The organism is Nonomuraea sp. KM90, from assembly GCF_052246675.1.
In the GTDB taxonomy this organism is placed as follows: domain Bacteria; phylum Actinomycetota; class Actinomycetes; order Streptosporangiales; family Streptosporangiaceae; genus Nonomuraea.
In genome coordinates this window covers 1-23,800 of record NZ_JBQQCB010000071.1, presented here as the reverse complement: position 1 = coordinate 23,800, position 23,800 = coordinate 1, and the positions used below count along the sequence as shown (strand labels likewise).

The 23,800-nt window shown below is 71.2% G+C and carries 23 protein-coding genes; 10 read left to right on the top strand and 13 right to left on the bottom strand.

Annotation, left to right across the window (positions count from 1 at the left end; translation table 11 throughout):
* Position 1: 1 nt before the first annotated feature.
* Complete coding sequence (locus tag ACTWPW_RS42095) at positions 2-1,402, top strand: sugar porter family MFS transporter (protein ID WP_443171973.1); 1,401 nt, start codon at positions 2-4, stop codon at positions 1,400-1,402.
* 10 nt (positions 1,403-1,412) lie between these two features.
* Positions 1,413-1,907 (top strand): G/U mismatch-specific DNA glycosylase, encoded by a 495-nt coding sequence (mug, locus tag ACTWPW_RS42090; RefSeq protein ID WP_443171972.1) that lies wholly within the window; start codon positions 1,413-1,415, stop codon positions 1,905-1,907.
* 10 nt (positions 1,908-1,917) lie between these two features.
* On the opposite strand, the gene ACTWPW_RS42085 is transcribed toward mug, so the two are convergent.
* The 3 genes from ACTWPW_RS42085 to ACTWPW_RS42075 all read right to left on the bottom strand — a co-directional run bounded on the left by ACTWPW_RS42085 (position 1,918) and on the right by ACTWPW_RS42075 (position 5,449).
* Positions 1,918-2,787, bottom strand: a complete 870-nt coding sequence (locus ACTWPW_RS42085) for a CAP domain-containing protein (RefSeq protein ID WP_443171971.1) — start codon at positions 2,785-2,787, stop codon at positions 1,918-1,920.
* Between the two features lie 206 nt (positions 2,788-2,993).
* A complete protein-coding gene (locus tag ACTWPW_RS42080) occupies positions 2,994-3,470 on the bottom strand; it encodes a DUF3307 domain-containing protein (protein ID WP_443171970.1) in 477 nt (158 codons plus the stop codon).
* 749 nt (positions 3,471-4,219) lie between these two features.
* On the bottom strand, positions 4,220-5,449 hold the full coding sequence (locus tag ACTWPW_RS42075; RefSeq protein ID WP_375115672.1) for a class I SAM-dependent RNA methyltransferase: 1,230 nt from the start codon (positions 5,447-5,449) through the stop codon (positions 4,220-4,222).
* A gap of 85 nt (positions 5,450-5,534) precedes the next feature.
* Here ACTWPW_RS42075 and ACTWPW_RS42070 point away from each other — a divergent pair, with 85 nt between their 5' ends.
* The gene (locus ACTWPW_RS42070; protein WP_443171969.1) at positions 5,535-7,175 is read left to right on the top strand and encodes an alpha/beta hydrolase; all 1,641 of its coding nucleotides are present in this window, start codon (positions 5,535-5,537) and stop codon (positions 7,173-7,175) included.
* Here ACTWPW_RS42070 and ACTWPW_RS42065 read toward each other — a convergent pair.
* Positions 7,162-9,210, bottom strand: coding sequence for an APC family permease (locus ACTWPW_RS42065; RefSeq protein ID WP_443171968.1), 2,049 nt, complete (start codon positions 9,208-9,210; stop codon positions 7,162-7,164). The two genes, ACTWPW_RS42070 and ACTWPW_RS42065, sit on opposite strands and share 14 nt — an antisense overlap.
* A gap of 102 nt (positions 9,211-9,312) precedes the next feature.
* On the opposite strand from ACTWPW_RS42065, the gene ACTWPW_RS42060 reads away from it, so the two are divergent.
* The 4 genes from ACTWPW_RS42060 (at position 9,313) to ACTWPW_RS42045 (ending at position 11,788) form a co-directional block, all read left to right on the top strand.
* Entirely contained in the window at positions 9,313-9,978 is a 666-nt protein-coding gene (locus tag ACTWPW_RS42060) for a potassium channel family protein (protein WP_375115636.1), read from the top strand.
* Positions 9,978-10,637 carry a potassium channel family protein gene (locus tag ACTWPW_RS42055; protein WP_364114840.1) on the top strand — a complete coding sequence of 220 codons (660 nt, stop codon included), beginning with the start codon at positions 9,978-9,980 and terminating at the stop codon, positions 10,635-10,637. The genes ACTWPW_RS42060 and ACTWPW_RS42055 overlap by 1 nt, the downstream gene beginning before the upstream one ends.
* A gap of 210 nt (positions 10,638-10,847) precedes the next feature.
* On the top strand, positions 10,848-11,234 hold the full coding sequence (locus ACTWPW_RS42050; RefSeq protein ID WP_443171967.1) for an SRPBCC family protein: 387 nt from the start codon (positions 10,848-10,850) through the stop codon (positions 11,232-11,234).
* Between the two features lie 116 nt (positions 11,235-11,350).
* Positions 11,351-11,788, top strand: a complete 438-nt coding sequence (locus ACTWPW_RS42045; protein ID WP_443171966.1) for a hypothetical protein — start codon at positions 11,351-11,353, stop codon at positions 11,786-11,788.
* 109 nt (positions 11,789-11,897) lie between these two features.
* On the opposite strand, the gene ACTWPW_RS42040 is transcribed toward ACTWPW_RS42045, so the two are convergent.
* Together ACTWPW_RS42040 and aroA are read right to left on the bottom strand one after the other, a co-directional pair.
* Positions 11,898-12,179, bottom strand: coding sequence for a hypothetical protein (locus ACTWPW_RS42040; RefSeq protein ID WP_375115639.1), 282 nt, complete (start codon positions 12,177-12,179; stop codon positions 11,898-11,900).
* A 92-nt stretch (positions 12,180-12,271) separates the two neighbouring features.
* Positions 12,272-13,510, bottom strand: coding sequence for a 3-phosphoshikimate 1-carboxyvinyltransferase (gene aroA, locus ACTWPW_RS42035; protein ID WP_443171965.1), 1,239 nt, complete (start codon positions 13,508-13,510; stop codon positions 12,272-12,274).
* A gap of 157 nt (positions 13,511-13,667) precedes the next feature.
* On the opposite strand from aroA, the gene ACTWPW_RS42030 reads away from it, so the two are divergent.
* Complete coding sequence (locus tag ACTWPW_RS42030; protein ID WP_375115641.1) at positions 13,668-15,401, top strand: HAD hydrolase family protein; 1,734 nt, start codon at positions 13,668-13,670, stop codon at positions 15,399-15,401.
* Between the two features lie 37 nt (positions 15,402-15,438).
* Here ACTWPW_RS42030 and ACTWPW_RS42025 read toward each other — a convergent pair whose 3' ends face one another.
* From ACTWPW_RS42025 to ACTWPW_RS42000, 6 genes are all read right to left on the bottom strand, one after another.
* A complete protein-coding gene (locus ACTWPW_RS42025) occupies positions 15,439-16,110 on the bottom strand; it encodes a DUF3159 domain-containing protein (protein WP_375115642.1) in 672 nt (223 codons plus the stop codon).
* A gap of 4 nt (positions 16,111-16,114) precedes the next feature.
* Positions 16,115-16,321: an OB-fold nucleic acid binding domain-containing protein gene (locus tag ACTWPW_RS42020; RefSeq protein WP_240197183.1), complete on the bottom strand. Its 207-nt coding sequence runs from the start codon at positions 16,319-16,321 to the stop codon at positions 16,115-16,117.
* Between the two features lie 209 nt (positions 16,322-16,530).
* Entirely contained in the window at positions 16,531-17,166 is a 636-nt protein-coding gene (locus tag ACTWPW_RS42015) for a DUF3710 domain-containing protein (RefSeq protein WP_375115643.1), read from the bottom strand.
* An 84-nt stretch (positions 17,167-17,250) separates the two neighbouring features.
* Positions 17,251-17,691: a dUTP diphosphatase gene (gene dut / locus ACTWPW_RS42010; protein WP_364114820.1), complete on the bottom strand. Its 441-nt coding sequence runs from the start codon at positions 17,689-17,691 to the stop codon at positions 17,251-17,253.
* Positions 17,688-18,242, bottom strand: a complete 555-nt coding sequence (locus ACTWPW_RS42005) for a PaaI family thioesterase (RefSeq protein WP_375115644.1) — start codon at positions 18,240-18,242, stop codon at positions 17,688-17,690. Before ACTWPW_RS42005 ends, dut begins: the two co-directional genes overlap by 4 nt.
* Positions 18,243-18,376: 134 nt before the next feature.
* Positions 18,377-19,747, bottom strand: a complete 1,371-nt coding sequence (locus tag ACTWPW_RS42000) for an AI-2E family transporter (RefSeq protein WP_443171964.1) — start codon at positions 19,745-19,747, stop codon at positions 18,377-18,379.
* 163 nt (positions 19,748-19,910) lie between these two features.
* Between ACTWPW_RS42000 and ACTWPW_RS41995 the strand changes: the two genes are divergently transcribed.
* Entirely contained in the window at positions 19,911-22,058 is a 2,148-nt protein-coding gene (locus ACTWPW_RS41995; RefSeq protein ID WP_443171963.1) for a DUF6351 family protein, read from the top strand.
* On the opposite strand, the gene ACTWPW_RS41990 is transcribed toward ACTWPW_RS41995, so the two are convergent.
* Positions 22,036-23,283 carry an MFS transporter gene (locus tag ACTWPW_RS41990; RefSeq protein WP_443171962.1) on the bottom strand — a complete coding sequence of 416 codons (1,248 nt, stop codon included), beginning with the start codon at positions 23,281-23,283 and terminating at the stop codon, positions 22,036-22,038. The two genes, ACTWPW_RS41995 and ACTWPW_RS41990, sit on opposite strands and share 23 nt — an antisense overlap.
* Before the next feature lie 41 nt (positions 23,284-23,324).
* On the opposite strand from ACTWPW_RS41990, the gene ACTWPW_RS41985 reads away from it, so the two are divergent.
* Positions 23,325-23,800, top strand: a 476-nt coding sequence (locus ACTWPW_RS41985) for an ArsR/SmtB family transcription factor (protein ID WP_443171961.1), incomplete at its 3' end; no start/stop codon positions are given.

The following is a 23,800-nucleotide window of genomic DNA, read 5'->3' as shown; positions in this document are numbered from 1 at the left end:
CATGGCTACTCAATACACCCATCATGAGCATTTGGGCCACGTCGTGTTCATCACGGCCGCCGCGGCCATCGGCGGGTTCCTGTTCGGGTACGACAGCTCCGTCATCAACGGCGCGGTGGTCGGGATCCAAAAGCACTTCCAGGTGGGTCCGGTCGAGATCGGCTTCGTGGTGGCCATCGCGCTGCTGGGCTCGGCCCTGGGCGCCTGGGTGGGGGGTGGCCTGGCCGACCGGTTGGGGCGTACGCGGTCGATGCAGGTCGCGGCGCTGCTGTTCGCGGTCAGCTCGATCGGGCAGATGTTGCCGTTCGCGATCTGGGACCTGGCGCTCTGGCGGGTGATCGCGGGCTTCGCCATCGGCATGGCGTCGGTGCTCGGCCCCGCGTACATCGCCGAGGTGGCCCCGCCCGCCTACCGGGGGCGGCTGGGGTCGTTCCAGCAGCTGGCCATCGTGCTCGGGATCGCGGTCTCGCAGCTCGTCAACTACGTGATCGTGCGGCTGGCCGGCGACAACGTCAACAACCACCTGTGGCTGCTGCAGGCGTGGCAGTGGATGCTGGGCGCCTGCGTCGTGCCGGCCGTCTTCTACCTGCTGTTCGCGCTGAACATCCCCGAGTCGCCGCGCTATCTGATCATGTCGGGCCGCACCAGCCGGGCGCGCGAGGTGCTGGCCGAGGTCGAGGGCGACGACGTGGACCTCGACAGCCGCATCTCGGAGATCCAGCGCGTGCTGCGCACCGAGCGCGTGCCGGGGCTGCGGGACCTGCGCGGCAGCGCGCTGGGCCTGCTGCCGATCGTGTGGATCGGCATCGTGCTGTCGGTCTTCCAGCAGTTCGTCGGCATCAACGTGATCTTCTACTACTCGTCCGTGTTGTGGCAGTCGGTCGGCATCAACCAGAGCGACTCCCTGCTGATCAGCTTCTCCAGCTCGATCATCAACATCGTCGGCACGTTCATCGCGATCTCCCTGGTGGACAAGATCGGGCGCCGGCCGCTGCTCCTGATCGGCTCGGCCGGGATGGCCATCGCGCTGGCCACCGCGGCGTGGGCGTTCAGCTTCGCCAGGGGCGAGGGCGAGGCGGTCTCCCTGCCGGACCCGCAGGGCGCGATCGCGCTCATCGGGGCCAACCTGTTCGTGCTGTTCTTCGCGCTGTCGTGGGGCGTGGTGGTCTGGGTGCTGCTCGGGGAGATGTTCCCCAACCGCATCCGCGCCGCCGCCCTGGGCGTCGCCGCGGCGGCCCAGTGGATCGCCAACTGGGCGATCACGGTGTCGTTCCCGGCCCTGGCGGATTGGAACCTGCCGCTCACGTACGCCATGTACGCCCTCTTCGCCCTCCTGTCGTTCCTCTTCGTGACCAAGTGGGTCAGGGAGACCAAGGGCCGCAAACTCGAGGACATGGGCTAATCTCCGGCACGTGCTCGAAGACGTCCTCGGTCCCTCGCTCGACGTGCTGTTCTGCGGCATCAACCCCGGTCTCCTGTCCGAGGCCACCGGACACCACTTCGCCCAGCCGGGCAACCGGTTCTGGCCGGCGTTGCACCTGTCCGGCTTCACGCCCCGCCTGCTGGCGCCCGCCGAGCAGCACCTGCTGCCCTCGTATGGGCTGGGCATCACCAACATCGTGCCGCGGGCCAGCGCCAAGGCCTCGGAGCTGACCCGGGAGGAGCTGGTGGCGGGCGGGACGGCGCTGGCCGCCAGGGTGGCCGGGATCGGCCCCCGGGTGCTGGCCGTGCTGGGCGTCTCCGCCTACCGCACGGCCTTCGCCCGGCCCAAGGCGGTCATCGGCCCGAGGGAGGAGCTCGTCGGCGGGGCCAGGGTCTGGGTGCTGCCCAATCCCAGCGGGCTGAACGCCCACTCGAGCCTGGCCGGCATCGCCGACGAGCTCGGCCGCCTGCGCGCGTCCCTCTAGCTCCGGTGCGTCACTTCGCGGCGAAGTCCTGCGTCCAGTAGATCTTGCCGGAGGAGTTCTTCGCCGCGCCCACCCCGATGAGCGTGTACTTGCAGTTCATGATGTTGGCCCGGTGCCCGGAGCTGTTCATCCACGCCTGCACCACCGAGGCGGGGCTCGTCTGCCCGGCCGCGATGTTCTCGGCCCAGCCGGAGCCGCCGGTGAAGCCGGCCGCCCTGATGCGGTCCATGAAGCTACGGCCGTCCTGGGAGTCGTGGCTGAAGTAGTTCTTGGCCGCCATGTCGGCGGAGTGGCCGCGCGCCGCGGCGTTCAGCTGAGCGTCGTGCTTGAGCGGCTGACAGCCGCCCTTGGCGCGCTCGGCGTTGGTCAGCCTGACGACCTCGTTCTCCTCGGCCGAGCCCACGGTGCCGTTCGCGGGGGGCGGCGTGGTGGGGGTGGAGGTGGGGGACGGCGACGTGGGGGTGGGAGTGGGGGTGGGGGTCGGGGTGCCGCTGCCCGGGGTGCAGGTGAGCCTGGCGGCCCTGGACCTGGCGGTGCGGCCGCGGTAGTCGGTGGCCACCGCGTAGTAGGTGCCCGGCTCGCAGGGGAGCGCGAGGGTGATGCGGCCGTTCCTGGTGGCGCCGCTCTTGACGACCGGGTCGGCGCCCGGGACGGCGCGCTTGATGCGGATGCGAAGCAGCGCCGAGCCGGAGCAGCCGCGGCGGGCTGCCGAGGACTGGATCTTGAGCGTGTCGCTGACGCGCGGCTTGGCCACGCTGACGCGGCACCTGGCCGCCTCAGCCGCCGCTTCCGACGCCGCGGCGGCCTCGGCCACGCTTACGGGCGTGGCGATCGCTGCCAGGCTTACGGCTGCGGCGAGTACCCCAAGGGGTCTACGCATAGGGGTTTTCCTCCAGTTGCGGTAGACGCTGGATGGCACCGCATTCTGTCGGGACCGATACCGATTTGTCATCAAAATCGGCACATTTCCTTAAAGCGGGAGTAAACCAGAGTGGCCGCTGGGGCGTCTGCGCAGGTCGTCACGGGTGACCGAAACCCCTGCAGCACGCCGGAAACGAACAGGCTGGGCGGGCCGCCTGGCCCGGTTCATCCGTTCGCACCTGCCGCGATGACGAGGGCGGCGACGAACAGCCAGGCGTGGTGCCAGGACTGGTCCAGGGCGTACCGGCCGGTGCCGAGGTGCGGGGCGTCGTCATGGCCCGGCCGGGGCAGCCCCATCCGGAAGAACTCGCCCTTGCCGACCCTCTCCGCCAGCCACGCGAGCGTGGACCTGCGGTCCGCCCAGTAGTGCGAGGCCGCGTCCACCAGCAGCCCGGCCGCGACGTACAGCGGGGACGGCCTCAGGCCGGTGACGAGCAGCAGCGCGCCCAGGGCGCCGAGCTTGGTCAGGGTCAGGCTGGCGACGTGGCGCAGGCAGGCCAGTCGGCCGGCCCGGCCGGGCGCCGCCTTGTGACGGGCCTGGTGGTTGGTCTGGGCCCAGTGGTCGCCCACGCTGTGCGCGACGAGGAGGGCCACGAAGACCGCCGCGAAGGTGACGGCCCTGAGAATGGTGATCCCGGTCATGCTGCTGCCTCTCTCGTACGCGTGTCCGTACCGAAGACCGCTCGGCGGGCGTCGGTGACGGCCTTCTCGCACCACGACCGCTTGCGCTCCGAGCGTGCTTCGAGCGCCTCGTAGTCCGGTAGCCACTTCTCGTTCTGCGCGGCGGGGATTTCCCGTACGGATATGGAGCGGCCAATGAGCTGCTGACCTGCGTGTGACTGGAAGAGGAGCACCCGACGTACGGACACCGTACGGAAGACGCAGGCACGGGCGCCGGTCCGATCCCGTCGTCCGCCCACGCGGCGGCCCGGCGCCGGGCGGTCGGGTGGCTCTAATCCGTTCATGGTGCGCGGGCCTCTCATCCAGGTCCGTATGTGCAGGGCCCCGCCCGGCCTGGCCGCCGGGCGGTGGTCGCTTGATCGGTCAGGGGTCTTTCGACTTCGCCGGCCGGTGCCGGCGTGCGCGTTCCTCGGTCAGCTCGTCCCAGATCGTCCGAGCCATGGCGTAGATACCTCCGGCATGGCGGTCACTCGGCCGGGTGCTCGGGCCGCCCGGCCGCGAGATCACCGCGATCAAGGATGAGTTCGTGATCGCCGAGGTCACTGTGCGAGGGATGAGGGTCGATCTACGCCCGGCCGAACCTGGGATCGTGCGCGGGGCCGGAGCCGCCCGACGATGAGGAGCGCGCAGCGCCCCGCGGCCCGGTTCGGGCGGCGGGGCGCTTTCATGATCGTGTCTAAGATCCCGGAGGCACCTGCCAGAGGCATGGGCTACGCCTTGACCAGCAGCGCCACGCACTCCACGTGGTGGGTCATCGGGAAGGCGTCGAAGGCCCGCAGGTCGGACAGCGTGTAGCCGCGCTCGCGCAGCCAGGCCAGGTCGCGGGCGAGCGTGGCGGGGTCGCAGGAGACGTACACGATGCGCAGCGCGTCCAGCGCGGCGATCCGGTCCACGACCTCGCGCCCCAGCCCGGCCCGCGGCGGGTCCACCACCACGATGTCGGCCCGCTCGATCTGGAAGCGGTCGAGCGCCTCCTCCACGCGCCCCCGCTCCACCCTGGCCTGCGGCAGGTCACGCAGGTTGGCCCGCGCGTCGCGGACGGCCGCCGCCTCCGACTCCAGCCCGAACACCGCCCCCTCGGGGCCCACGGCCTCGGCCAGCCCGGCCGCGAACAGGCCGACGCCGCAGTAGAGGTCGAGGGCCCACTCCCCCGGCTCCGGGGCCGCGTACGCCAGCACCGCGTCCACCAGCGTCTCCGCCGCCCCCGGGTGCACCTGCCAGAAGCCGCTGCCCGCCACCCGGAACTCCCGGTCGCCCACCTGCTCGTGCAGCACGCCGGATCCGCGCCGCGGCACGGTGCGGCCCTTGCCCTGGTCGAGCAGGATCGAGGCGGGCGCCTCCAGGTCGGGCACGGTGACGCTGCGCCGGGGCCGGGGCGCGACCACCACGGCCCGGTCGCCGCCGGACGAGGCGATGACCTCGACGCCGGAGGCCCCCGGCCACAGGTGGCTCTCCACCGCGACGGCCTCCACCTCCGGGTGGGCGATCAGGCAGGCGTCCACGATCTCGATGTCGTGCGAGCGGTGCCTGCGGAAGCCCAGCTCGCCAGCGGACGTGGCGGCGAACTGCACCCGGGTCCGCCAGCCGAGCCCGTCCTTGGCCCCCGGCACCTCCTCCACCACGACCTCGCGCTCGATGCCGGCGAGCCGGTGCAGCTGCTCGGCCACGACCTGGGCCTTGAGCCGCCGCTGCGCCTCCGGGGTGGCGTGCTGCCAGTCGCAGCCGCCGCAGCGCCCCGGCCCGGCGTACTGGCAGGGCGGCACGACGCGGTCGGGCGAGGCCTCCAGGATCTCCACGGCGTCGGCCCGCAGGAAGCGGGTGGTCTCCTCGGTCACGTCGGCGATGACCCGCTCGCCCGGCAAGGCATGCCGTACGAACACCACGCGCCCTTCATGGCGCGCCACACACCAGCCGCCATGGGCGACCGGACCTACCGTCAGCTCGAGAGATACCTGTTCCACAAGGACACCCTATGCCCAGCCGGGATGACTACTTATCCGACTTCTTCCATTACTCTAGGTGATCGTGGACAGGTCGCGGGTGGTGCGGCGGCGGCTCGGCTTCGGCGGGACGCTGCTGGGCACGCTGTTCGCGTGCGCGTCGCTGACGCCGTCGCTGCTGCCCCGCACGTGGCTGTATCAGGGGGTGATGGGGGCGGTCACGGGCATCCTGGGCTACGCGGTGGGCGCCTCGCTGGGGGCGCTGGGGCGGTCGATGATCTCGTACCGGCTGCCGGAGCGGGGGCGGCGGATCGCCTGGCAGGTCATGCTCGGCGGCTGCGCCGCGCTCGCGGTGGTGGCGCTCTGGTACAGCCTCGACTGGCAGCGCGACCTGCGGGCGCTGATGGGGGTCGACACGCGCATCACCTGGTTCCCGCCGGTGATCCTGGCGCTGACCTGCGGGCTCTTCGCGGCGGCGCTGCTGGCCGCCCGGCTCGTACGCCTCGGGGGCCGCCGGCTGAACGCCTGGCTGGACCGGTACGTCCCCGCGTACGTGGGCCACGCCTTCGGCGTGTTCGTCATCGGCCTGCTGGTCGCGGTGGTGGCCAACGACGTGCTGTTCAACGGGTTCGTGGCCAGGATGAGCGACATCTCGTCGGTCGCCAACGAGGGCACCCATCCGGGCGTGCGCAAGCCCGTGTCGGCGTTCGTGTCGGGCGGGCCCGGCTCGCTCGTGAGCTGGGAGTCGCTGGGCCGGGAGGGCCGCCGCTTCACCGGCACCGCCGCCACCCCGGCCCGGCTGGCCGCCTTCTCCGGGGAGCCCGCCGCCGAGCCGATCCGGGTTTACATCGGACTTGACAGCACCTCCTCGCCGCGGGCCCAGGCGGCGCTGGCGGTGCGCGAGCTGGAGCGCACCGGCGCGTTCGGCCGGCCCGTGCTGGCCGTGCTCGGCACCACGGGCACCGGCTGGGTGGACCCGCACATCGCCGACGCCCTGGAGTACATGTACAACGGCCGCTCCGCCATGGTCGCGCTGCAGTACTCGTACCTGCCGAGCTGGGTGTCCTTCCTGGTCGACAGGGAGAAGGCGGCGGCCTCGGGGCGGGCGCTGTTCGAGGCCGTGCGCGAGCGGTGGGCCCGGCTGCCCGCCGGGGAGCGGCCGCGGCTGCTGCTGTCGGGCGAGAGCCTGGGCTCGTACGCGCTGGAGGGGGCCTTCCGCAACCTGTCCGACCTGGTGTCCAGGGCGGACGGGGCGGTGTTCGTGGGCCCGCCCAACGCCAACCACATCTGGTACCACCTCACCAGCGCGCGCGAGCGCGGCAGCCCCGTGTGGCGGCCCGTCTACCGCTCGGGCCGGACGGCCAGGTTCGCCCAGCTGCCGGCCGACCTGGGCCGGCCACCGCGCGCCCCGTGGCCGCGCCCGCGCGTGGTCTACCTGCAGAACGCCTCCGACCCGGTCGTGTGGTGGTCGCCCCGGCTGATCTACCGCAGGCCGGCGTGGCTGGAGGGCGCGCGGGGGCCCGGCGTGAACCCGCAGATGAACTGGTTCCCGCTGGTGACGTTCTGGCAGGTGCTGGTGGACATGACGGCCGCGCTGGACGTGCCGCCCGGGCACGGCCACCGGTACGGCGCCAACATCGTGGACGGCTGGGCCGCCGTCGCCGCGCCGCCGGGCTGGGACACGCGCGACACGGGGCGGCTGCGGGCCCTGATCAGCGGGCCCTGATCCGGCTCTCCTCGTCCTTGACCGTCTTGTGCCACGGACGCCGCACCGACCCGGGCGCGAACGGCTCCGGCCTGCCCTGCAGGCGGTCGGAGGAGTGCAGCTGCCACGGCACGCTGGTCACCATGACACCCGACTTGAACAGCAGCCGCGCCTTCAGCCGCAGCGCGCTCTGGTTGTGCAGCAGGTGCTCCCACCAGTGGCCGACCACGTACTCGGGGATGAACACGGTCACCACGTCGCGCGGCGAGCGCCTGCGCAGCGTCTTGACGTAGTCGAGGATGGGCTGCGTGATCTCGCGGTAGGGCGAGTCGAGCATCTTCAGCGGCACCGGGATGCCCCGCCGCTCCCACTCCTCCTGCAGCTTGCGCGCCTCCTCGCCCTCGACGCCGACGGTGACGGCCTCCAGCGTGGAGGGGCGGGTGGCGCGGGCGTACGCGAGGGCGCGCATGGTCGGCTTGTGGATCTTCGAGACCAGCACGATCGAGTGGTTGCGGGCGGGCAGCATGGCCGGCTCGTAGTCCTCGGTGATCTCCAGCTCGGCCGCCACGTTGTCGTAGTGGCGTCGGATGCCCTTCATCATGAGGAACAGGATCGGCATCGCGATCACCACGATCCACGCGCCCACCAGGAACTTCGTCAGCAGCACGACGATCAGCACCAGCCCCGTCATGACGCCGCCGAAGAAGTTGATCACGCGCGAGCGGTGCATCTGGTGGCGGATCTTGGGGTCGGTCTCGGTCTTCAGGTGGCGGGTCCAGTGGATGACCATGCCGGTCTGGCTGAGGGTGAAGGAGACGAAGACGCCGACGATGTACAGGTTCAGCAGGCGGCTGACGTCCGCCTGGAACCCCCACAGCAGCAGGCACGCGCCCAGCGCCAGGATGACGATGCCGTTGGAGAAGGCCAGGCGGTCGCCGCGGGTGTGCAGCTGGCGCGGCAGGTAGCGGTCCTGCGCCAGGATCGAGCCGAGCACCGGGAAGCCGTTGAAGGCCGTGTTGGCCGCCAGGAACAGGATCAGCGCCGTCACCGCGGAGATGATCACGAACGGCAGCGACCCGCCCCCGAACACCGCGTCCGCCACCTGGGAGATGATCGGCTGCTGGTAGTAGCCGGGGCCGACGGGCGTGCCGTCCGGCCTGAGCAGGTCCTCGGCGACCACCGACGGCTCGGCCACCTTCACCCCGGAGGCCAGGCCGAGGGCGATGATGCCGCCGAACATGGTGATCGCGACCAGGCCCATCATCAGCAGCGTGGTGGCCGCGTTCTTGCTCTTGGGCTTCCGGAACGCGGGCACGCCGTTGCTGATGGCCTCGACACCGGTCAGGGCGGCGCAGCCGGAGGAGAACGCGCGCAGGACCAGGAAGGCCGCGGCGAAGGCGGTGAGGTTGGTCTGCTCGGGCTCGATGCTGAAGTGGGCGCTCGGCGCCTCGATCGCCTCCCCCAGCACCAGCAGCCGGAACCCGCCCCAGGCGATCAGGCTCAGAACGGCGATCATGAACGCGTACGTGGGAACGGCGAAGGCGGCGCCGGACTCGCGGATGCCGCGCAGGTTGACCACGGTGAGCAGGATGACGATGACGATGGCGACGGCGGGCTTGTGCTGCCCCACGAACGGGATCGTGGCGCCGACGTAGTCGACGCCGTTGGCGACGGACACCGCGACGGTCAGCACGTAGTCGACCATGAGGGCGCTGGCCACGGTCAGCCCGGCGTTCTTGCCGAGGTTGGTGGTGGCGACCTCGTAGTCGCCGCCGCCGCTGGGGTAGGCGTGGACGTTCTGCCGGTACGACGCCACGACCGTGAGCATCACGACCACGACGGCGATCGCGACCCAGGGGCTGAAAGAGTAGAAGGAGACGCCGGCCAGCGACAGGATGACCAGAATCTCCTGGGGGGCGTACGCGACGGAGGACAACGCGTCGCTCGCGAACACGGGGAGTGCGATCCGTTTGGGGAGTAGTTGCTCGTGGAGCTGCCCGCTACGCAGGGCGCGCCCCACGAGCAAACGTTTGACAAGATCCGTTACCTTCGCCACGTAACGAGATGCTAGTCCCACGACGAGGCCCTAAACGAGGCGCTCCCCCATCGGGCCATACTGGTGTCGAACAACCGGCCGACCGCGACGATGCGGGGGGAAATGCATATAGTGATCATGGGGTGTGGCCGGGTCGGATCGACCCTGGCCCACATCCTCGAAGACAGCGGGCATTCCGTCGCGATCATCGACCGCGACCCGCAGGCGTTCCGCCGCCTCCGGGCCGGGTTCCGCGGGCGGCGGGTGACCGGCGTGGGCTTCGATCGCGACGTGCTCACCGAGGCCGGCGTCGAGTCGGCCACCGCCTTCGTCGCGGTCTCCAGCGGCGACAACTCCAACATCATCTCCGCCCGCGTGGCGCGCGAGACGTTCGGCGTCGACAACGTGGTGGCCCGCATCTACGACCCCCGCCGGGCCGAGGTCTACCAGCGGCTGGGCATCCCGACGGTGGCGACCGTACGGTGGACGGCCGACCAGATCATGCGCCGCATCCTCCCGGAGGGCGCCGAGCCGCTCTGGCGCGACCCCACGGGCACCGTCGTCCTGGCCGAGGTCACCGTCAACCCCTCCTGGATCGGCACCCGCGTCATCGACCTCGAATCCCGCGCCAGGGCACGCGCCGCCTTCCTCAACCGCATGGGAGAGGCCCTGACCATCACGGAGGACTCCGTGGTGCAGGAGGGCGACGTGCTGCACGTCATCGCCGCGGAGACCGACATGAACCGGATCAACAAGGTGCTGGCCGCGGCACCGGAAGAGGACGAGTGATGCGCGTCGCCATCGCCGGAGCCGGCGCCGTCGGCCGTTCCATAGCGGCCGAGCTCCTGGAGAACGGCCACGAGGTCCTGCTCATCGACGTCGACCCCCGGGCCATCAAGATAGACAGCGTGCCGCGCGCCGAGTGGCTGCTCGCCGACGCGTGCGAGATCGCGTCCCTGGACGAGGCCGGCCTCAACAACTGCCACGTCGTGGTCGCCTCCTCCGGCGACGACAAGGTCAACCTCGTCGTCTCCCTGCTGGCCAAGACCGAGTACGGCGTGCCGCGCGTGGTGGCCCGCATCAACCACCCCAACAACGAGTGGCTGTTCAACGAGTCGTGGGGCGTCGACGTGGCCGTCTCGACCCCGCGCCTGCTGAGCGCCCTGGTGGAGGAGGCGGTCAGCGTCGGGGACCTCGTACGGCTGATGACGTTCCGGCAGGGGCAGGCGAACCTGGTGGAGCTGACCCTGGCGGAGGACGCACCGGTGGTGGGGCAGCGGGCCGGCTCGGTGCCCTGGCCGGTGGACTCCGCCCTGGTGGCGATCCTGCGGGAGGGGCGCGTGCTGGTGCCGACGGCGGACGATCCGCTGGAGGCCGGGGACGAGCTGCTGTTCGTGGCCAGCCAGGAGGTCGAGCAGGAGCTCGCCCACCTCCTCTCCCAGCACTGACCCCCTCGGGATCCGCCCACCCGTGGGCCGGCTGCCGGGTGCGCCCCATATGCCCGTCCCGAGGCGGTCCTGCGTCGTCGGCTCGTACGCGCTGTCCGGGCTCGGGGCTCCCGCCCCGAGCCCGCGGTCGAGGGAGGTGACCACGCTCGTCCTCGCACCCCGGCACTCGTCTTCGACGCGTCCTTGTCCGTCGAGTCGCACACCTCCTCCATGCGAGGCTCACGCGAGCAGGCCGTCGCAGGGGTCACCTCCGGGCAACTCTCCCTGGGCGATCGTGTCACCTGGAGAGCATGCCACTTCGGCCTCACCTGGCACCTCACCTCCACCATCAGCGCCTGCACCCCGCCCTCGTACTTCGTCGACGAACAAGTGAGCGGCCCGTTCCGGCGCTGGATCCACACGCACACCTTCGCATCGACGCCCGACAACGAGACCGGCACCGAAGCGACCCTCATGAAGGACATCGTCGACTTCGCCGCCCCCGCCGGGCCGCTGGGCACCATCGCGGAGATCCTGATCCTGCGCCGCTACATGACCGGGCTCATCCTGCAGCGCAACGCGTACATCAAGCAGCTCACCGAAGCCGCCGTCCGCTGAACCGCCCTTATGGCTTGCCGATGTGCCCGAGCAGCGTGCTGCCGTTCCGGCTGTTGCCTGGCGTGACTTCTTTCCCGGCCGGGTTTTGGGGAGGAACTCATCAGGACAAAGCCCTCGTGAAGGGCATGAGCCTGCGGGAGCGCATGAGCATGCATTGGCACGCCTACCGGTGGACCGGCACCGGAGCCGAGCGGGGCAACGAGGACGAGCGCCGTCCCGCCTCACCCGGCTTCCGTGCCTCCCCGCTGCCGCCCATGCGGACCGGCGACTGGCTGGCCAAACCCGCCTCGCGCGTCGCCGCGACCTTCGACGACGCCCGGCAGGCCACGGAGTGGATGGCGGGCGAGTACGCCAAGGTCGGCGAGGCGCTGCTCCTGCCGGAAGCGGTTCCGATCGAGGAGCGGCTGCGGATCGCCCTCGATCTGCTGACCCGTGGCGTGGACGTGCAGTGGGGCGAATGGCTGGAGGGCGGGCGGTTCATCACGATCGGCGTGATCTGCTGCCCGAACCGGCAGGTCCGCCACCCGTGCCCGATCCGCCGTCCGCACGCGTGAGCCGCAGCCACCTCCGACTGGGCCGGCGGACGTGCCCGGCGACTCTCCGAACAGCAGGAAACCCCTCGCGACACCCGTCCGAGGGGCCTCCCGGTTCCGACGTACGGACTCAGTCCATGTCCTCGTGGGTCTCGTCCTCCATGCCGAACTCCTTGATGTCGAACTCGTCCGTGCCGAACTCCTCCATCTCGAGCTCCATGTCCGCACATGCCCCGTTCGTGAACACGACCAGCATCGGCTGGCGGAGCTTGACCAGCGTGGCCATCTGCTTCTCGCATGTTCCGTGCTCCGGCGTCTTGGAGTCGGGATCGCCGGAAGCGAGCGCGGGCATGGCGGCGAGGAGCAGGGCGGCAGCTGTCATGGTGACGGCGGCGATGGCGCTTTTGTACATGGTGGTCCCCCGATGAAGTGCGAGATGATCGTTCGCCAGCCTTCGTACCCGCACAAGTGGATCAAGTGGTTAAGGGTTGGACCCGGAGGTCTTTACTCCAGCCCCCACCCGGCCCGCAGCCCCGCCAGCGCCTCGTGGAAGCCGGGGAACGTCTTCTTCACACACCCCGGCTCGTCCAGCGTGATCCCCGGCGTGCGCAGCCCCGTGACGCTGAACGCCATCGCGATCCGGTGGTCACCGTGGCAAGTGATCTCGGCGGGGCGCGGCGTCGCCGGGTGGATCTCGATCCAGTCCCGGCCCGTGCTCACCGGGACGCCGAGGCGGCGCAGATTCTCGGCGCACGCCTCCAGCCGGTCGCACTCCTTGACCCTGGTGTTGTAGACGTCCTCGATCCGTACGGGGCCGTCGGCGAACGGGGCGATGGCGGCGAGCGTGGGGACGGTGTCGGAAATGTCGCGCATGTTGACCGTGAGACCGTTCAAGCGCCCCGTCCCGGTCACGGTCACGGCATCGGTGGACATCTCGACGGATGCACCCAGCCGGCCGAGAACCTCCGCGAACCGTACGTCCCCTTGCAGGGAGCCCGAGCCCAGGCCCGGGACGGTGACGCTGTTCCCGGTGAGCGCGGCGGCGGCGAGCGGGTAGCTCGCCGTGGAGGCGTCGGGCTCGATGGTGTAGTCGGCGGCGGTGTACGGCTGCGGCGGCACCAGGAAGGTGTCACCCGCCCGCCCCACCTCCACCCCGAAGCTCCGCATCATGGCGAGCGTGATCTCCACGTACGGCGCCGACACCAGATCCGTCACCGTGATCTCCAGGCCCTCGTGGGTGAGGGGGCCGACGAGCAGGAGCGCGGTGAGGAACTGCGAGGACAGGCCAGCGTCCAGCGTGACCCGGCCGCCCTTGATGCCGTTCGCCCGCACGGTCAGCGGGTGGTGTCCCTCCTCCCCTTCGTGCGTCAGGTCCACGCCCAGCTCGCGCAGCGCCCGCGTGAGGGGGCCGAGCGGGCGGCGGCGCATCTGGGCGGAGGCGTCGAAACGGAAGACCCCGTGCCCGGCCGCCACCAGCGCGGGCAGGAAGCGGGCGGTCGTGGCCCCGTCGCGGCAGAACACCTCGGCCTCGCCGGACGGCGGCCCCTCGGGGCGGCCCTCGATCGTCCACGCGTCCGGCCCGCGCTCCACCCGGTACCCCAGCGCGAGCAGCCCCTCCGCGAAGCCCTCCGTGTCATCGGAGACCAACGGCCGCCGCAACACCGTGGTGCCGCGCGCGGCGGCGGCGAGGAACAGGGCGCGGGCGGTGACCGACTTCGATCCCGGAACGTACAAGATGCTCATCCCAGGAGCCTAGGGCTCCGACGTCTCAGGGCCCGGCCACCCCCGGCCGCACCCGCTCCCCGGAGGGATGCGCCGGACGTCGCGCGACCAGGTCAAAGTTCACCTCGGATTCACCTGCCCGGCCGGATGCCCGGCCCCCGCCGGGTAGGTGGGGATCATGCGCTACAACGTGCTGGCCTGCGACTACGACGAGACCCTGGCCAGGGCCGGCCAGGTGGCCGACGAGACGATCGAGGTGCTGGAGCGGCTGTCGCGCGCCGGCATCAAGCTGCTGCTGGTGACCGGGCGCGAGCTCGACGACCTGCTGTCCGTCTTCCCGCACCCGGCCCTGTTCGACCTGGTCGTGGCCGAGAACGGCGGTCTGCTGTACGACCCCCGCCAGCACACCTGCGACGCCCTGGCCGAGCCTCCGCCGCCCGAGCTGGCCGAGCGGCTGCGGGAGGTGGGAGTGAGCCCGCTCGGGATCGGGCAGGTGCTGGTCGCCACGCGCGAGCCCCACGACCACGACGTCCTGGAGGCGATCCACGACCTGGGCCTGGAGCTGCAGGTGATCTACAACAAGGGCGCCGTCATGGTGCTGCCCCCGGGCGTGAACAAGGCCACCGGCCTGACCGCCGCCCTCGACCGGCTGGGCCTGTCGCGGCACAGCGTGGTCGCGGTCGGCGACGGGGAGAACGACCACGCGTTCCTGGCCGCCGCCGAGTGCGGTGCCGCCGTGGCCAACGCCCTGCCCGCGCTCAGGGACGCCTGCGACCTGTGCCTGGACGGCGAGGCCGGGCGCGGGGTGGCCGAGCTGGCCGGGAAGCTGCTGGCGGGCGACCTGGACGGCCTGGCGATCCCCCGCCACGACGTCCTGCTCGGGCACGTGGAGGGCGACGAGGTACGCCTGCCCACGTACGGGATCGGCCTGCTGGTGGCGGGACCCTCGGGCAGCGGCAAGTCCACGGTCACCACGGCGCTGCTCGAACGGCTGGCCGGCGACGGCTACCAGTGCGTGATCGTGGACCCGGAAGGCGACTACGCGGAATATCCGGGCGTCACCGTGCTGGGCGACCCGGACCGGGTGCCCGGTGTGGACGAGGTCGTCCACGTGCTGGAGCAGCCGGGCCACAGCGTCGCGATCAACCTGATCGGCCTGCAGCTGCGCGACCGGCCCACGTACTTCGCCGAGTTGCTGCCCCGGCTGTCCGGGCTGCGGGCCAAGCTGGGGCACCCGCACTGGCTCGTGCTCGACGAGGCCCATCACCTGATGCCCGCCGAGGTGCGTCACGTACCCATCGAGGACCCCGGCGACCTGGGCGCGGTCCTGATGATCACCGTGCACCCCGACGCGATGAGCCCGTCCGCGCTGCGGCTGGTCACCAGCACGGTCGCGGTGGGCAAGGAGCCGGAGAGCACGCTGGCCGCGTTCGCCGGCGCGCGCGGCCTGGAGGCGCCCTCGCTGCACCCCTCCCCGGACGGCGACCTCGCGCTGTGGCACGACGGAACCGCGGAGGCCCGGCGGCTCACGCTGGCCCCGGCCCGGATCGAGCGGACCCGGCACCGGCGCAAGTACGCGGCCGGCACCATGGCCAAGGACAAGAGCTTCTACTTCACCGGCCCCGAGGAGCGGCTGCGGCTACGGGCCAGGAACCTGCACACGTTCGTCGAGCTGAGTGAGGGCGTGGACGACGACACGTGGATGCACCACCTGCGCCGGTGCGACTACTCGGCGTGGATCCGCGACTGCCTGGGCGACGCGGAGCTGGCGGACGAGGTCGCGGCGCTGGAGCGCGCGGAACGGGACGGCCCGCCGCAGGAGAGCCGGCGACGCGTGGCCGACCTCATCGGCGCGCGCTACACCCTGCCCGCCGAGCCCACGGCGTACGACCCCGACCACAAGGACCGCTGACGACCGGCGCCCGGACAGGCCGGGCCCCGACCGCTGCTCAGGCCGGAGCGACGGGCGGCTTGATCGGGGTGCGGCCGCGGCCGAGCACCCAGAGCATCGCCGCCAGCCCGGCCACCTGGAGCGGCCAGCCCATGACGATCTTCGCGAAGCCGAGTGCCGCCACCGCCTGGTCCCCGCCACCGAACAGGTAGACGGGACCCTGCACCGCCACCCGCACCGCGCAGGGCAGCATGAGGAGCCAGGTCAGCCGCGTGCACAGCTTCACGATGCCGGGATCCTTGTGCCAGGCGGTCGGATCACCGGTGACCGAACCGATCAGGAAGCCCACGACCGGCCATCTGGTGACGATCGAGATCAGCATCGCCACCATGTAGCCGGCGTTGTACAGGATCCCGGGCAGGAAGTAGTCTTTCGCGTCGCCCGTACGGCTGGCGAAGAACGCGCCGATCGCGATGCCGATCAGGCTGTTGATCACGAACTGTGGCGAGGACCGCTGGATGATCCGCACCGCCAGCAGCAGCACCGCCAGCGAGATGCTGACGATGAGCGACGTCTTCAGGTCCTCGGTGGTGATCCACGACACCGTGAACGCGATCGTCGGCACCGCCGCCTCGATGATGCCCCGCACGCCGCCGAACGCCTTGGCGAGCTGTGCTCGCACCGCCGCCTCAACGGTGTCGTGGGCGACTTCTTCCGCCTCAGCACTCACCTGATCAACTCCCTGGGCGCAGCTCGTAACGCGGATTGAACATCACCTTGCGCCCGTCCTGCATGCTGACCAGGCCCTCGGCCTTGACGATCCGGCCGGGCTCGATGCCCGCGATCTTACGGCGGCCGAGCCAGACCAGATCGATCACGTCTGACCCGTCATAGAGCTCGGCCTCGAGAGCGGGGGCACCGCCCCGCGGACGCAGTGTCACCGTACGTAGCGTACCCGCCACGCAGAAGCGCCGGCGGCCGCCACACGAGACGATCGGGGTCGCTCCGATCTCGTCGGCGTCTTCTCGCAGTTCCTGGGCCTCGATCTCGGACTGGGTGGATGCCAGCCGACTGAAGAACCCGCGCAATCCCCCGCGTTTGGGGGGCTCTGCCGTACTCATGATGGTTCAGCCTATGTGAATGTCAGCCCTTAGCGAATCTCGCTGATTTCAGGACCTCGTTTGAACGGGTTGAGGCCCGGCCGCTCCTCGCCCTCGCTCGCCTGATCGTTGGGCCGGCGCAGCGGGATCGCCTCCTCCCGCGCCATCGGCTCGTCACCGCGGACGACCACGACGTCCTTGATGAAGTCGACGTACGCCGCCGCCACCGTGTCGTCGACGGCCGCCTTGCCGGAGACCACCGCGAGCAGGAACCAGCGCGGGCCGTCGATGCCGATGTAGCGGACCGGTCTGGTGTTGCCGTCGGCCTTCATCTCGCCGGTCAGCTCGCTGCCGAACGGTCCCTCGCGCTCCTCCAGGTGCTTGGCCTGGGCCAGGATCTTCGTCTTCACCTCGTCCCACAGGCCCGAGCTGCGCGGCGCGGCCAGGGCCTGGAGCTGCAGCGAGCTGTCCTCGTACAGGACGACCACGCCGACGTGCTGATCCCCGACCGAGGCCAGGCGCACGTCGAAGTCGGGGTTGTGCGGCAGCCGCAGACCGCCCAGGTCGATCCGGTCGGTCTCCGGGTGGGGCTCGTCGGCGTCCCACGGGCCGGACTCTCGCGTGGGGGCCGCAGCCTCCTGCTCGCCCACTTGCTCCGGCTGCTCACGACGACGACGTCGGAACACGTTCCTCACTCTCCCTGCTCATCGGGCCACTCGCGGGGCCCCTTGTTGGTCGGGCCCCGGCCGGGGCCCCTTGCTGCGCACCGGTCAGCGACCGGTCGATCCGAACCCGTTGGCGCCGCGCACGGACCCCGGCAGGCGCTCGACCTCGGAGAAGACCGCGCGCTCGACCCGCTGGACGACGAGCTGCGCCACGCGGTCGCCCCGCTTGAGCCGGAACGGTTCCTTGGCGTCGGTGTTGATCAGCGTCACCCTGATCTCGCCCCGGTAGCCGGCGTCCACCGTGCCGGGGGCGTTGACCAGTGTGACACCGTTCCTGGCCGCCAGCCCCGAACGCGGGTGCACGAATGCGGCATAACCATCGGGCAGAGCGATCGCCACCCCGGTGCCGACCACGGCCCTTTCGCCGGGCATCAGCTCCACGTCCTCGGCCGCGTGGAGGTCGGCGCCCGCGTCTCCGGCATGGGCGTACGACGGCATCGGCAGCTCGGGGTCGAGCCGCTGGATGAGAATCTCCACGTTGCTCAAGGGTTCACCTCGTAGTCCTGGTGTTCGGCGGCGATGGCGGCCAGGTCGCCGTGCTTGGCGAAGTGTTCCATGTTCACCTCGATGAACAGCGCTGCCGCGCGGACGGCGACCGGTCCGTCGGGGGCGCCGATGCGCCCCTCAGCCTCAAGGTACGCCTTCCTGCCCGAGATGCCGTTGCACCAGGCGCGCAGGTGGAGTGTCGTGCCCACGGGAACGGGGAGGAGGTAGTCGGTCTCCAGCCGTCCCGTCACATAGGGCTTGTGGAACAGGTAGACGGACATTCCGATGACCTCGTCCATGGCGGCGGCCAGCACACCGCCGTGCGCCAGCCTGGGCGCTCCCTGGTGCGCCTCCCCCACCGTGAACTCGGCCTCGACGGTGGCGCCGTCGGGGGTCCTGGCCGTGAGGTGCAGCCCGGTCGGGTGCCCGGTGCCGCAGCCGAAGCACTGGCTGTAGTGGGAGCCGAGGGTGGTGCCCGGCGCCGGCGCGTCGGGATGCGCCTCGGGCGCGCTGGCACCCGGTGGCGGGGTGGTGAGGGAGGAACGAGTCACGGGTGACGAGGTTACTCCGTGTCCCCCCAACGCTCGTCCCCAGTCGCCGTGCCGCACCCCGACACCACCGCCACGCACCCCGCCGCGCGGATCGGCGTTTCCGGCCGCGCAGGTCTGCTCTCGGACTCGCGGGCTTACGACCCTGCAGCGCGGGCCTGCGCGCCAACGCTGCCGTCACGCGCGGCGTCGTCGTCACGCACCCCGGCAGCCCGCTCGCCCGACCCCATGGGGCGATCGCCCGACCGGGCCGGAGGCGCTCCCGACCCCGCAGGCCGATCACCCGACCCCGCAGGTCGCTCACCCGGACCGGCGGGCCGATCACCCGAGCCGCCGGGACGCTCCGGCCACCCCCGGTCGCCGCCGCCGTCGTCGCCGAGCAGACCGCTCCCGGGACCCGGGCCGGACGGAGGGGCGCCGCCTGGGGGTTCGTCGTCGTGGCCCGGTGGTAGCTCGCGTGGTTTGTGCCTCAGCTCCGGCAGCGCCCGGTAGATCACCGCCGCCACCGGAACCGCCACGGCGGCCCCCGCGATGCCCGCCAGGATGCCCCCGATGGACAGCACCAGGATGATCGCCAGCGGATGGAAGTTCAGCGCCCGGCCCACGATCAGCGGCTGCAGCACGTGGTTCTCGAGCTGCTGCTCCACGATGAGGATCCCCAGGAAGATCAGCGCGTAGACGAGCCCCTTGGCGCCGAGCGTGACCAGGGTCGCGATGGTCCCGGCGAAGAAGATGCCGACGATGGGGATGAAGCTGGCGAAGAAGATCAGCACGGCCAGCGGCGCCCACAGCGGCACCCCCATCCCGGCCAGCACGATGCCCATGATCAGCCCGTGCACGGCGGCCACCGCCACGGTGCCCTGGACGTAGTGGGAGAGCGTGGCCCACGCGGCCCGCCCCGCCCGGTCGACCCGCGGCGCCACCCCGCCGAACGCCTTCAGGAACCACGACCAGATCCGGTCGCCGTCCTTGAGCAGGAAGAACGTCACGAACAGCAGCAGCACGATGGAGGCGAGCACCTCGACGGCCACCGCGCCCGCGGACAGCACGGTGCCGGTGATGGCCGAGCGCTGCGCGTTGACCATGGCGGCGATCTCGTCGACGTAGCCGGTGATCTGCGCCTGCTGGAGGTGCAGCGGGCCGGTGATCAGCCACTCCTGAACGGTCCTGGCCGTCTCCTGCACCTGTTTGACCAGGTTGGGGAACTCCTCGCCGGCCCGCGCCCCCACCAGCCACCCCGTGCCGACGAGCACGGTGAGGGCCACCAGCATGGTGATCCAGGTGGCGTAGATGGGCCGCATGCCCGCGTTGCGCAGGCTTCTCGTCAGCGGGAACAGCAGCGCGGTCAGCAGCAGCGCGATCGCCACGGGCAGCGCCACGAACGCGAGGCGGGCGATCACCTGGACGATGAAGTAGACGACCACGCCGACGACGATCAGGCACACGCACCATGCGGTTATCTTGGCCAGCACGGGCGGCACGAGCTTGGTTGGGCGGTCGGACAGCACGTGTTCAAGACTGGCATGTCCGGGCCCGGGATGCGCGCGGATAACGGCCGGGCAGCTCACAGCGTAATCAAGCAGCACGCCGCGCACCCATGCGACGGCACGCGGCTCACAACCCCGAGATCGGGCCTGTGCAAGGGGTGGAGCGCGTGTCACCGTCATGGTCATGAAGGCTGTGGTGGTCCTCACCGTGCTGGCGTCCCTCGTCGCCGCCCCCGCCCCCGCGTACGCCTCCCGCGCCGCCCTGGCGCTGGAGGTGCTCTCCAGCCGCGCCGACCAGGTCAGCGGCGGCGACGCCCTGATCAGGGTCCGTCAGACCCGCGGCGCGCGCCTCAAGGTCCTGCGCAACGGCGAGGACGTCACCCAGTCCCTCACGAAGACCGCCGACGGCCTCACGGGCCTGGTGACCGGCCTGGCCGACGGGGACAACACGATCACCGCGGTGGCGTGGCCGCACCGGGAGAACCTGAGGGTGCGCAACCACTCGATCCAGGGGCCGATCTTCTCGGGCGCCCACCAGTACCCGTTCCTGTGCAAGACCGAGCGCAGCGGCCTCGGGCCGCCGGCCGTGGACAACCAGGACGGCCAGGGCATGCGCGTCAGCGGCGGCTGGAGCAAGGACTGCTTCGCCCCCACGGTCACCGACCGCCTCTACCGGTCCACCGACGGCACGTACAAGCCCATGCCCGCGCAGCGCCCCGCCGACCTGGCCACGACCACGCTGCTGGACGGCCGTACGGTCGACTTCGTGGTACGCCGCGAGCGCGGCGTCATCAACCGTTTCCTCTACTCGATCGCCATGCTGGAGGACGGCTGGAACGGCCGGGCGATCTACCGGTTCGACGGCGGCGTCGCGATCGGCCACGACCAGGGCACGCTGGGCGGCGCCGCCCTCGACCCGTACGGCCTGGGCAAGGGCTACGCGATCCTGCACTCCTCGGGCACCCGCACCTCCACCCACTACAACCTGATCCTGGGCGGCGAGACGGCCCTGATGGTCAAGGAGCGCTTCGTCGAGCGGCACGGCCTCCCGCTCTACACGGTGGGCGTGGGCGGCTCGGGCGGCGCCATCCAGCAGTACATCTACGGCCAGAACCACGGAAACAGGGTGATCGACGCCGCCGTCCCGCAGTATTCCTATCCGGACATGGTCACCCAGACCATCCACGTGGGCGACTGCGAGCTGCTCGAACGCTACATGGACCACAACCCCCGCTGGGCGAGGTGGGACGACCGTACGGCCCTGATCGGCATGAACGCCAGCGACACCGTGCCCAACCCGTACAACGGCAGGCCCGGCTCCGACGAGTGCGTCAACGGCTGGCGCGGCCTGACCCCGCTGACCATGAACCCGCTCTGGACCTCCGACAACGACCCCGAGTGGCAGCGCATGGACCCGCCGGGCGTCAAGGACACCGTCCAGTGGACCCACTGGGACGACCTCAGGAAGGTCTACGGCGTGGACGAGCGCGGCTATGCCCGTTCCACCTGGGACAACGTGGGCGTCCAGTACGGGCTGAGGGCGCTCACCGACGGAGTGATCACGCCGGAGGAGTTCCTCGACGTCAACGCCAAGGCGGGCTCGTGGAAGGAGGCGGCCGACATGGTGCAGGAGGGCTGCCCGTTCGTGCCCTCCGCCTGCCCGGCCGACCTCGACCCGTGGAGCGCCCGCAACGCCAACCTGGGCGACCCGGCCCCGAGGCGTACGGGAGACCCCGTCGCGATCAGGAACGTGCAGCGCAGCGGCCTGGTGTTCCGCGGCGACATCGACCTGCCGATCATCGACTGGCGCCCGTACCTGGAGGACCAGCTCGACATGCACAACTCGCACCAGTCGTTCGCCTCCAGGAAGCGGATGCTGGACCACGACGGCCGGGCCGGCAACCAGGTCATCTGGTTCACCGACGCCCGCCCGGACGGGCCGAAGTTCGACCAGACGCCCGAGGCGCTGCGGGTGATCGACGAGTGGATGGCCGATATCAGGAAATATCCGGCGCGCGGCGTGACGGGCAACAGGCCGCCCGACGCCGTGGACCGCTGCTTCGCCACGGACGGCACCCAGATCGCGGCCGGCCCGCACGTCTGGGATGGCGTCCTCGACCGCCGCTCCCCCGGCGCCTGCACCCAGCGCTTCCCGCTCTACTCGACCTCCCGCATCGTGGCGGGCGGCCCCATCGAGGGCGGCGTCTACAAGTGCCGGCTCCAGCCGGTCGAGCGGGCCGTCGCGCGGGGCCTGTACGGCTCCTGGCAGCCGACGGCGGACCAGCGCGCCCGCCTGAAGCAGATCTTCCCTACGGGCGTGTGTGACTACTGACGGGCAGCTCCCGCATGGAGCGCATGGGCGAGGTGACCACCCACAGGAACGCCAGGCAGGCGCCGGACGCGGCGACCAGCAGCGTGTTCCTGACCCCGATCGCCTCGCTCAGCGCCCCGCCCAGCAGGCCGCCGAGCGGCATCGTGCCCCAGACGAGGAAGCGGATGGTGGCGTTCATCCGGCCGAGCAGCGGCTCGGGTGTGATGGCCTGCCGGAAGCTGAGCTGCGTGACGTTGAAGACGACCGCGCCCGCGCCGAAGAAGAACTCGAACACCACGAACAACCCCAGCCGCCAGTCGGCCTCCACCCACGGCACCAGGAACATCAGCGGCGCGGGCAGCCCGATGGCCAGCCAGATCGTCGGCCCCTGCCCGAAGCGGGCGGCGATCCGGCGGTTGGCCAGCGCTCCGGTGACGCCCCCGAGCCCGCCCGCGGCCATGAGCAGCCCGATGGTGCCCGGGGCCAGGGCGAGGTCCCTGGCCAGCAGCAACAGGATCGGCGGCTGGGCCATGCTGGCGAACAGGTTCGCGGTGGCCGCGCACCCCGCGACGCGGCGCAGCAGCCGATGCCCGAGCACGAACCTGACGCCCTCCCCGATCTCCCTCCCCAGGTGGCCACGGCGGCGCTCCTGCCGGGCCTCCGGTTTGCGGATGGTGGCCAGGCACAGGGCCGACCAGGCGAAGCCGGCCACGGTGACGACGAGCGCGAACGGCGCGGTGAGGAACTGGATCAGGTAGCCGCCGGCGCCGGGCCCGCCGAGCTGCGCCACCGTACGCACGCCCTCCAGCGCGGAGTTGCCCTCGACGAGCCGCTCGCGTCCGACGAGGTGCGGCAGGTAGCTCTGGTACGCGGCGTCGAAGAACACGGTGAACACCCCGAGCACGAGCGCGACGGCGTAGAGCTGGTGGATGGTCAGCCCGTCCAGCCACCAGGCCACCGGCACGGAGGCCAGCGCCAGGGCCCGCGCCCAGTCGCTGACCACCATCACCGCGCGCTTGCCCAACCGGTCGACGATCGCCCCGGCAGGCAGCCCGATCACCACGAACGCCAGCGTCTGGCACGCGGCCAGCGCGCCCACCTCGAACTCCGAGGCGTGCAGCGCCGAGACCGCGACCAGAGGCAGGGCCAGCACCAGGATCTGGGTGCCCGCCTGGCTGGCGCTGTCGGCCAGGAACAGCCCACGGAAGTCGTGATCTTTTAACAAGCTCACCAAAAGAGAATCCATGACCGATTGATAAAAATCAACCGGTTATAGGGTGGCCATCCATGGGCACCAAACGCCGCCCGGCCACCGAGGCCGAGGCCCGCGCGCTGGCCTCCGCCATCCGCCTGCGCATCCTGCGGCTCTGCCTCGACCAGGCGCTGACCAACAAGGAGATCGCGAGCCGGCTCGGCGCCAATCCCGCCACCACGCTCCACCACGTGCGCAAGCTGGTCGACACCGGCTTCCTGGCGGCCGAGCCGAGCCGTCCCGGCCCGCGCGGCTCCACCGAGATCCCCTACCGCGCCACCGGCAAGTCGTGGGAGATGGACGTCCGCGAGAGCGGCGTGACCGGCGCCAACACCGCGATCCTCGACGCCTTCCTGGAGGAGGTCAGGCTCGCCGACGTCGAGGAGGGCGACTTCACCCGGCTCGGCCTCAGGCTCACCGCGCAGGGCCGGGAGGAGCTGCGCAGGCGGCTGCAGGAGGTGTTCGACGACTTCCAGGGCCGGCAGTCGCCGCCGGGCGGGGAGGCCTATTC

Excerpts from the sequence above, each read along its gene's own strand:
- ACTWPW_RS42080 (WP_443171970.1), bottom strand. The coding sequence starts at position 3,470 with ATGACCGGGATCACCATTCTCAGGGCCGTCACCTTCGCGGCGGTCTTC.
- ACTWPW_RS42095 (WP_443171973.1), top strand. The coding sequence starts at position 2 with ATGGCTACTCAATACACCCATCATGAGCATTTGGGCCACGTCGTGTTC.
- ACTWPW_RS42085 (WP_443171971.1), bottom strand. The coding sequence starts at position 2,787 with ATGCGTAGACCCCTTGGGGTACTCGCCGCAGCCGTAAGCCTGGCAGCG.
- aroA (WP_443171965.1), bottom strand. The coding sequence starts at position 13,510 with ATGAGCATCTTGTACGTTCCGGGATCGAAGTCGGTCACCGCCCGCGCC.
- ACTWPW_RS42050 (WP_443171967.1), top strand. The coding sequence starts at position 10,848 with ATGCGAGGCTCACGCGAGCAGGCCGTCGCAGGGGTCACCTCCGGGCAA.
- ACTWPW_RS42055 (WP_364114840.1), top strand. The coding sequence starts at position 9,978 with ATGCGCGTCGCCATCGCCGGAGCCGGCGCCGTCGGCCGTTCCATAGCG.
- ACTWPW_RS42040 (WP_375115639.1), bottom strand. The coding sequence starts at position 12,179 with ATGTACAAAAGCGCCATCGCCGCCGTCACCATGACAGCTGCCGCCCTG.
- ACTWPW_RS41995 (WP_443171963.1), top strand. The coding sequence starts at position 19,911 with ATGAAGGCTGTGGTGGTCCTCACCGTGCTGGCGTCCCTCGTCGCCGCC.
- ACTWPW_RS42030 (WP_375115641.1), top strand. The coding sequence starts at position 13,668 with ATGCGCTACAACGTGCTGGCCTGCGACTACGACGAGACCCTGGCCAGG.
- ACTWPW_RS42060 (WP_375115636.1), top strand. The coding sequence starts at position 9,313 with ATGCATATAGTGATCATGGGGTGTGGCCGGGTCGGATCGACCCTGGCC.
- ACTWPW_RS41990 (WP_443171962.1), bottom strand. The coding sequence starts at position 23,283 with ATGGATTCTCTTTTGGTGAGCTTGTTAAAAGATCACGACTTCCGTGGG.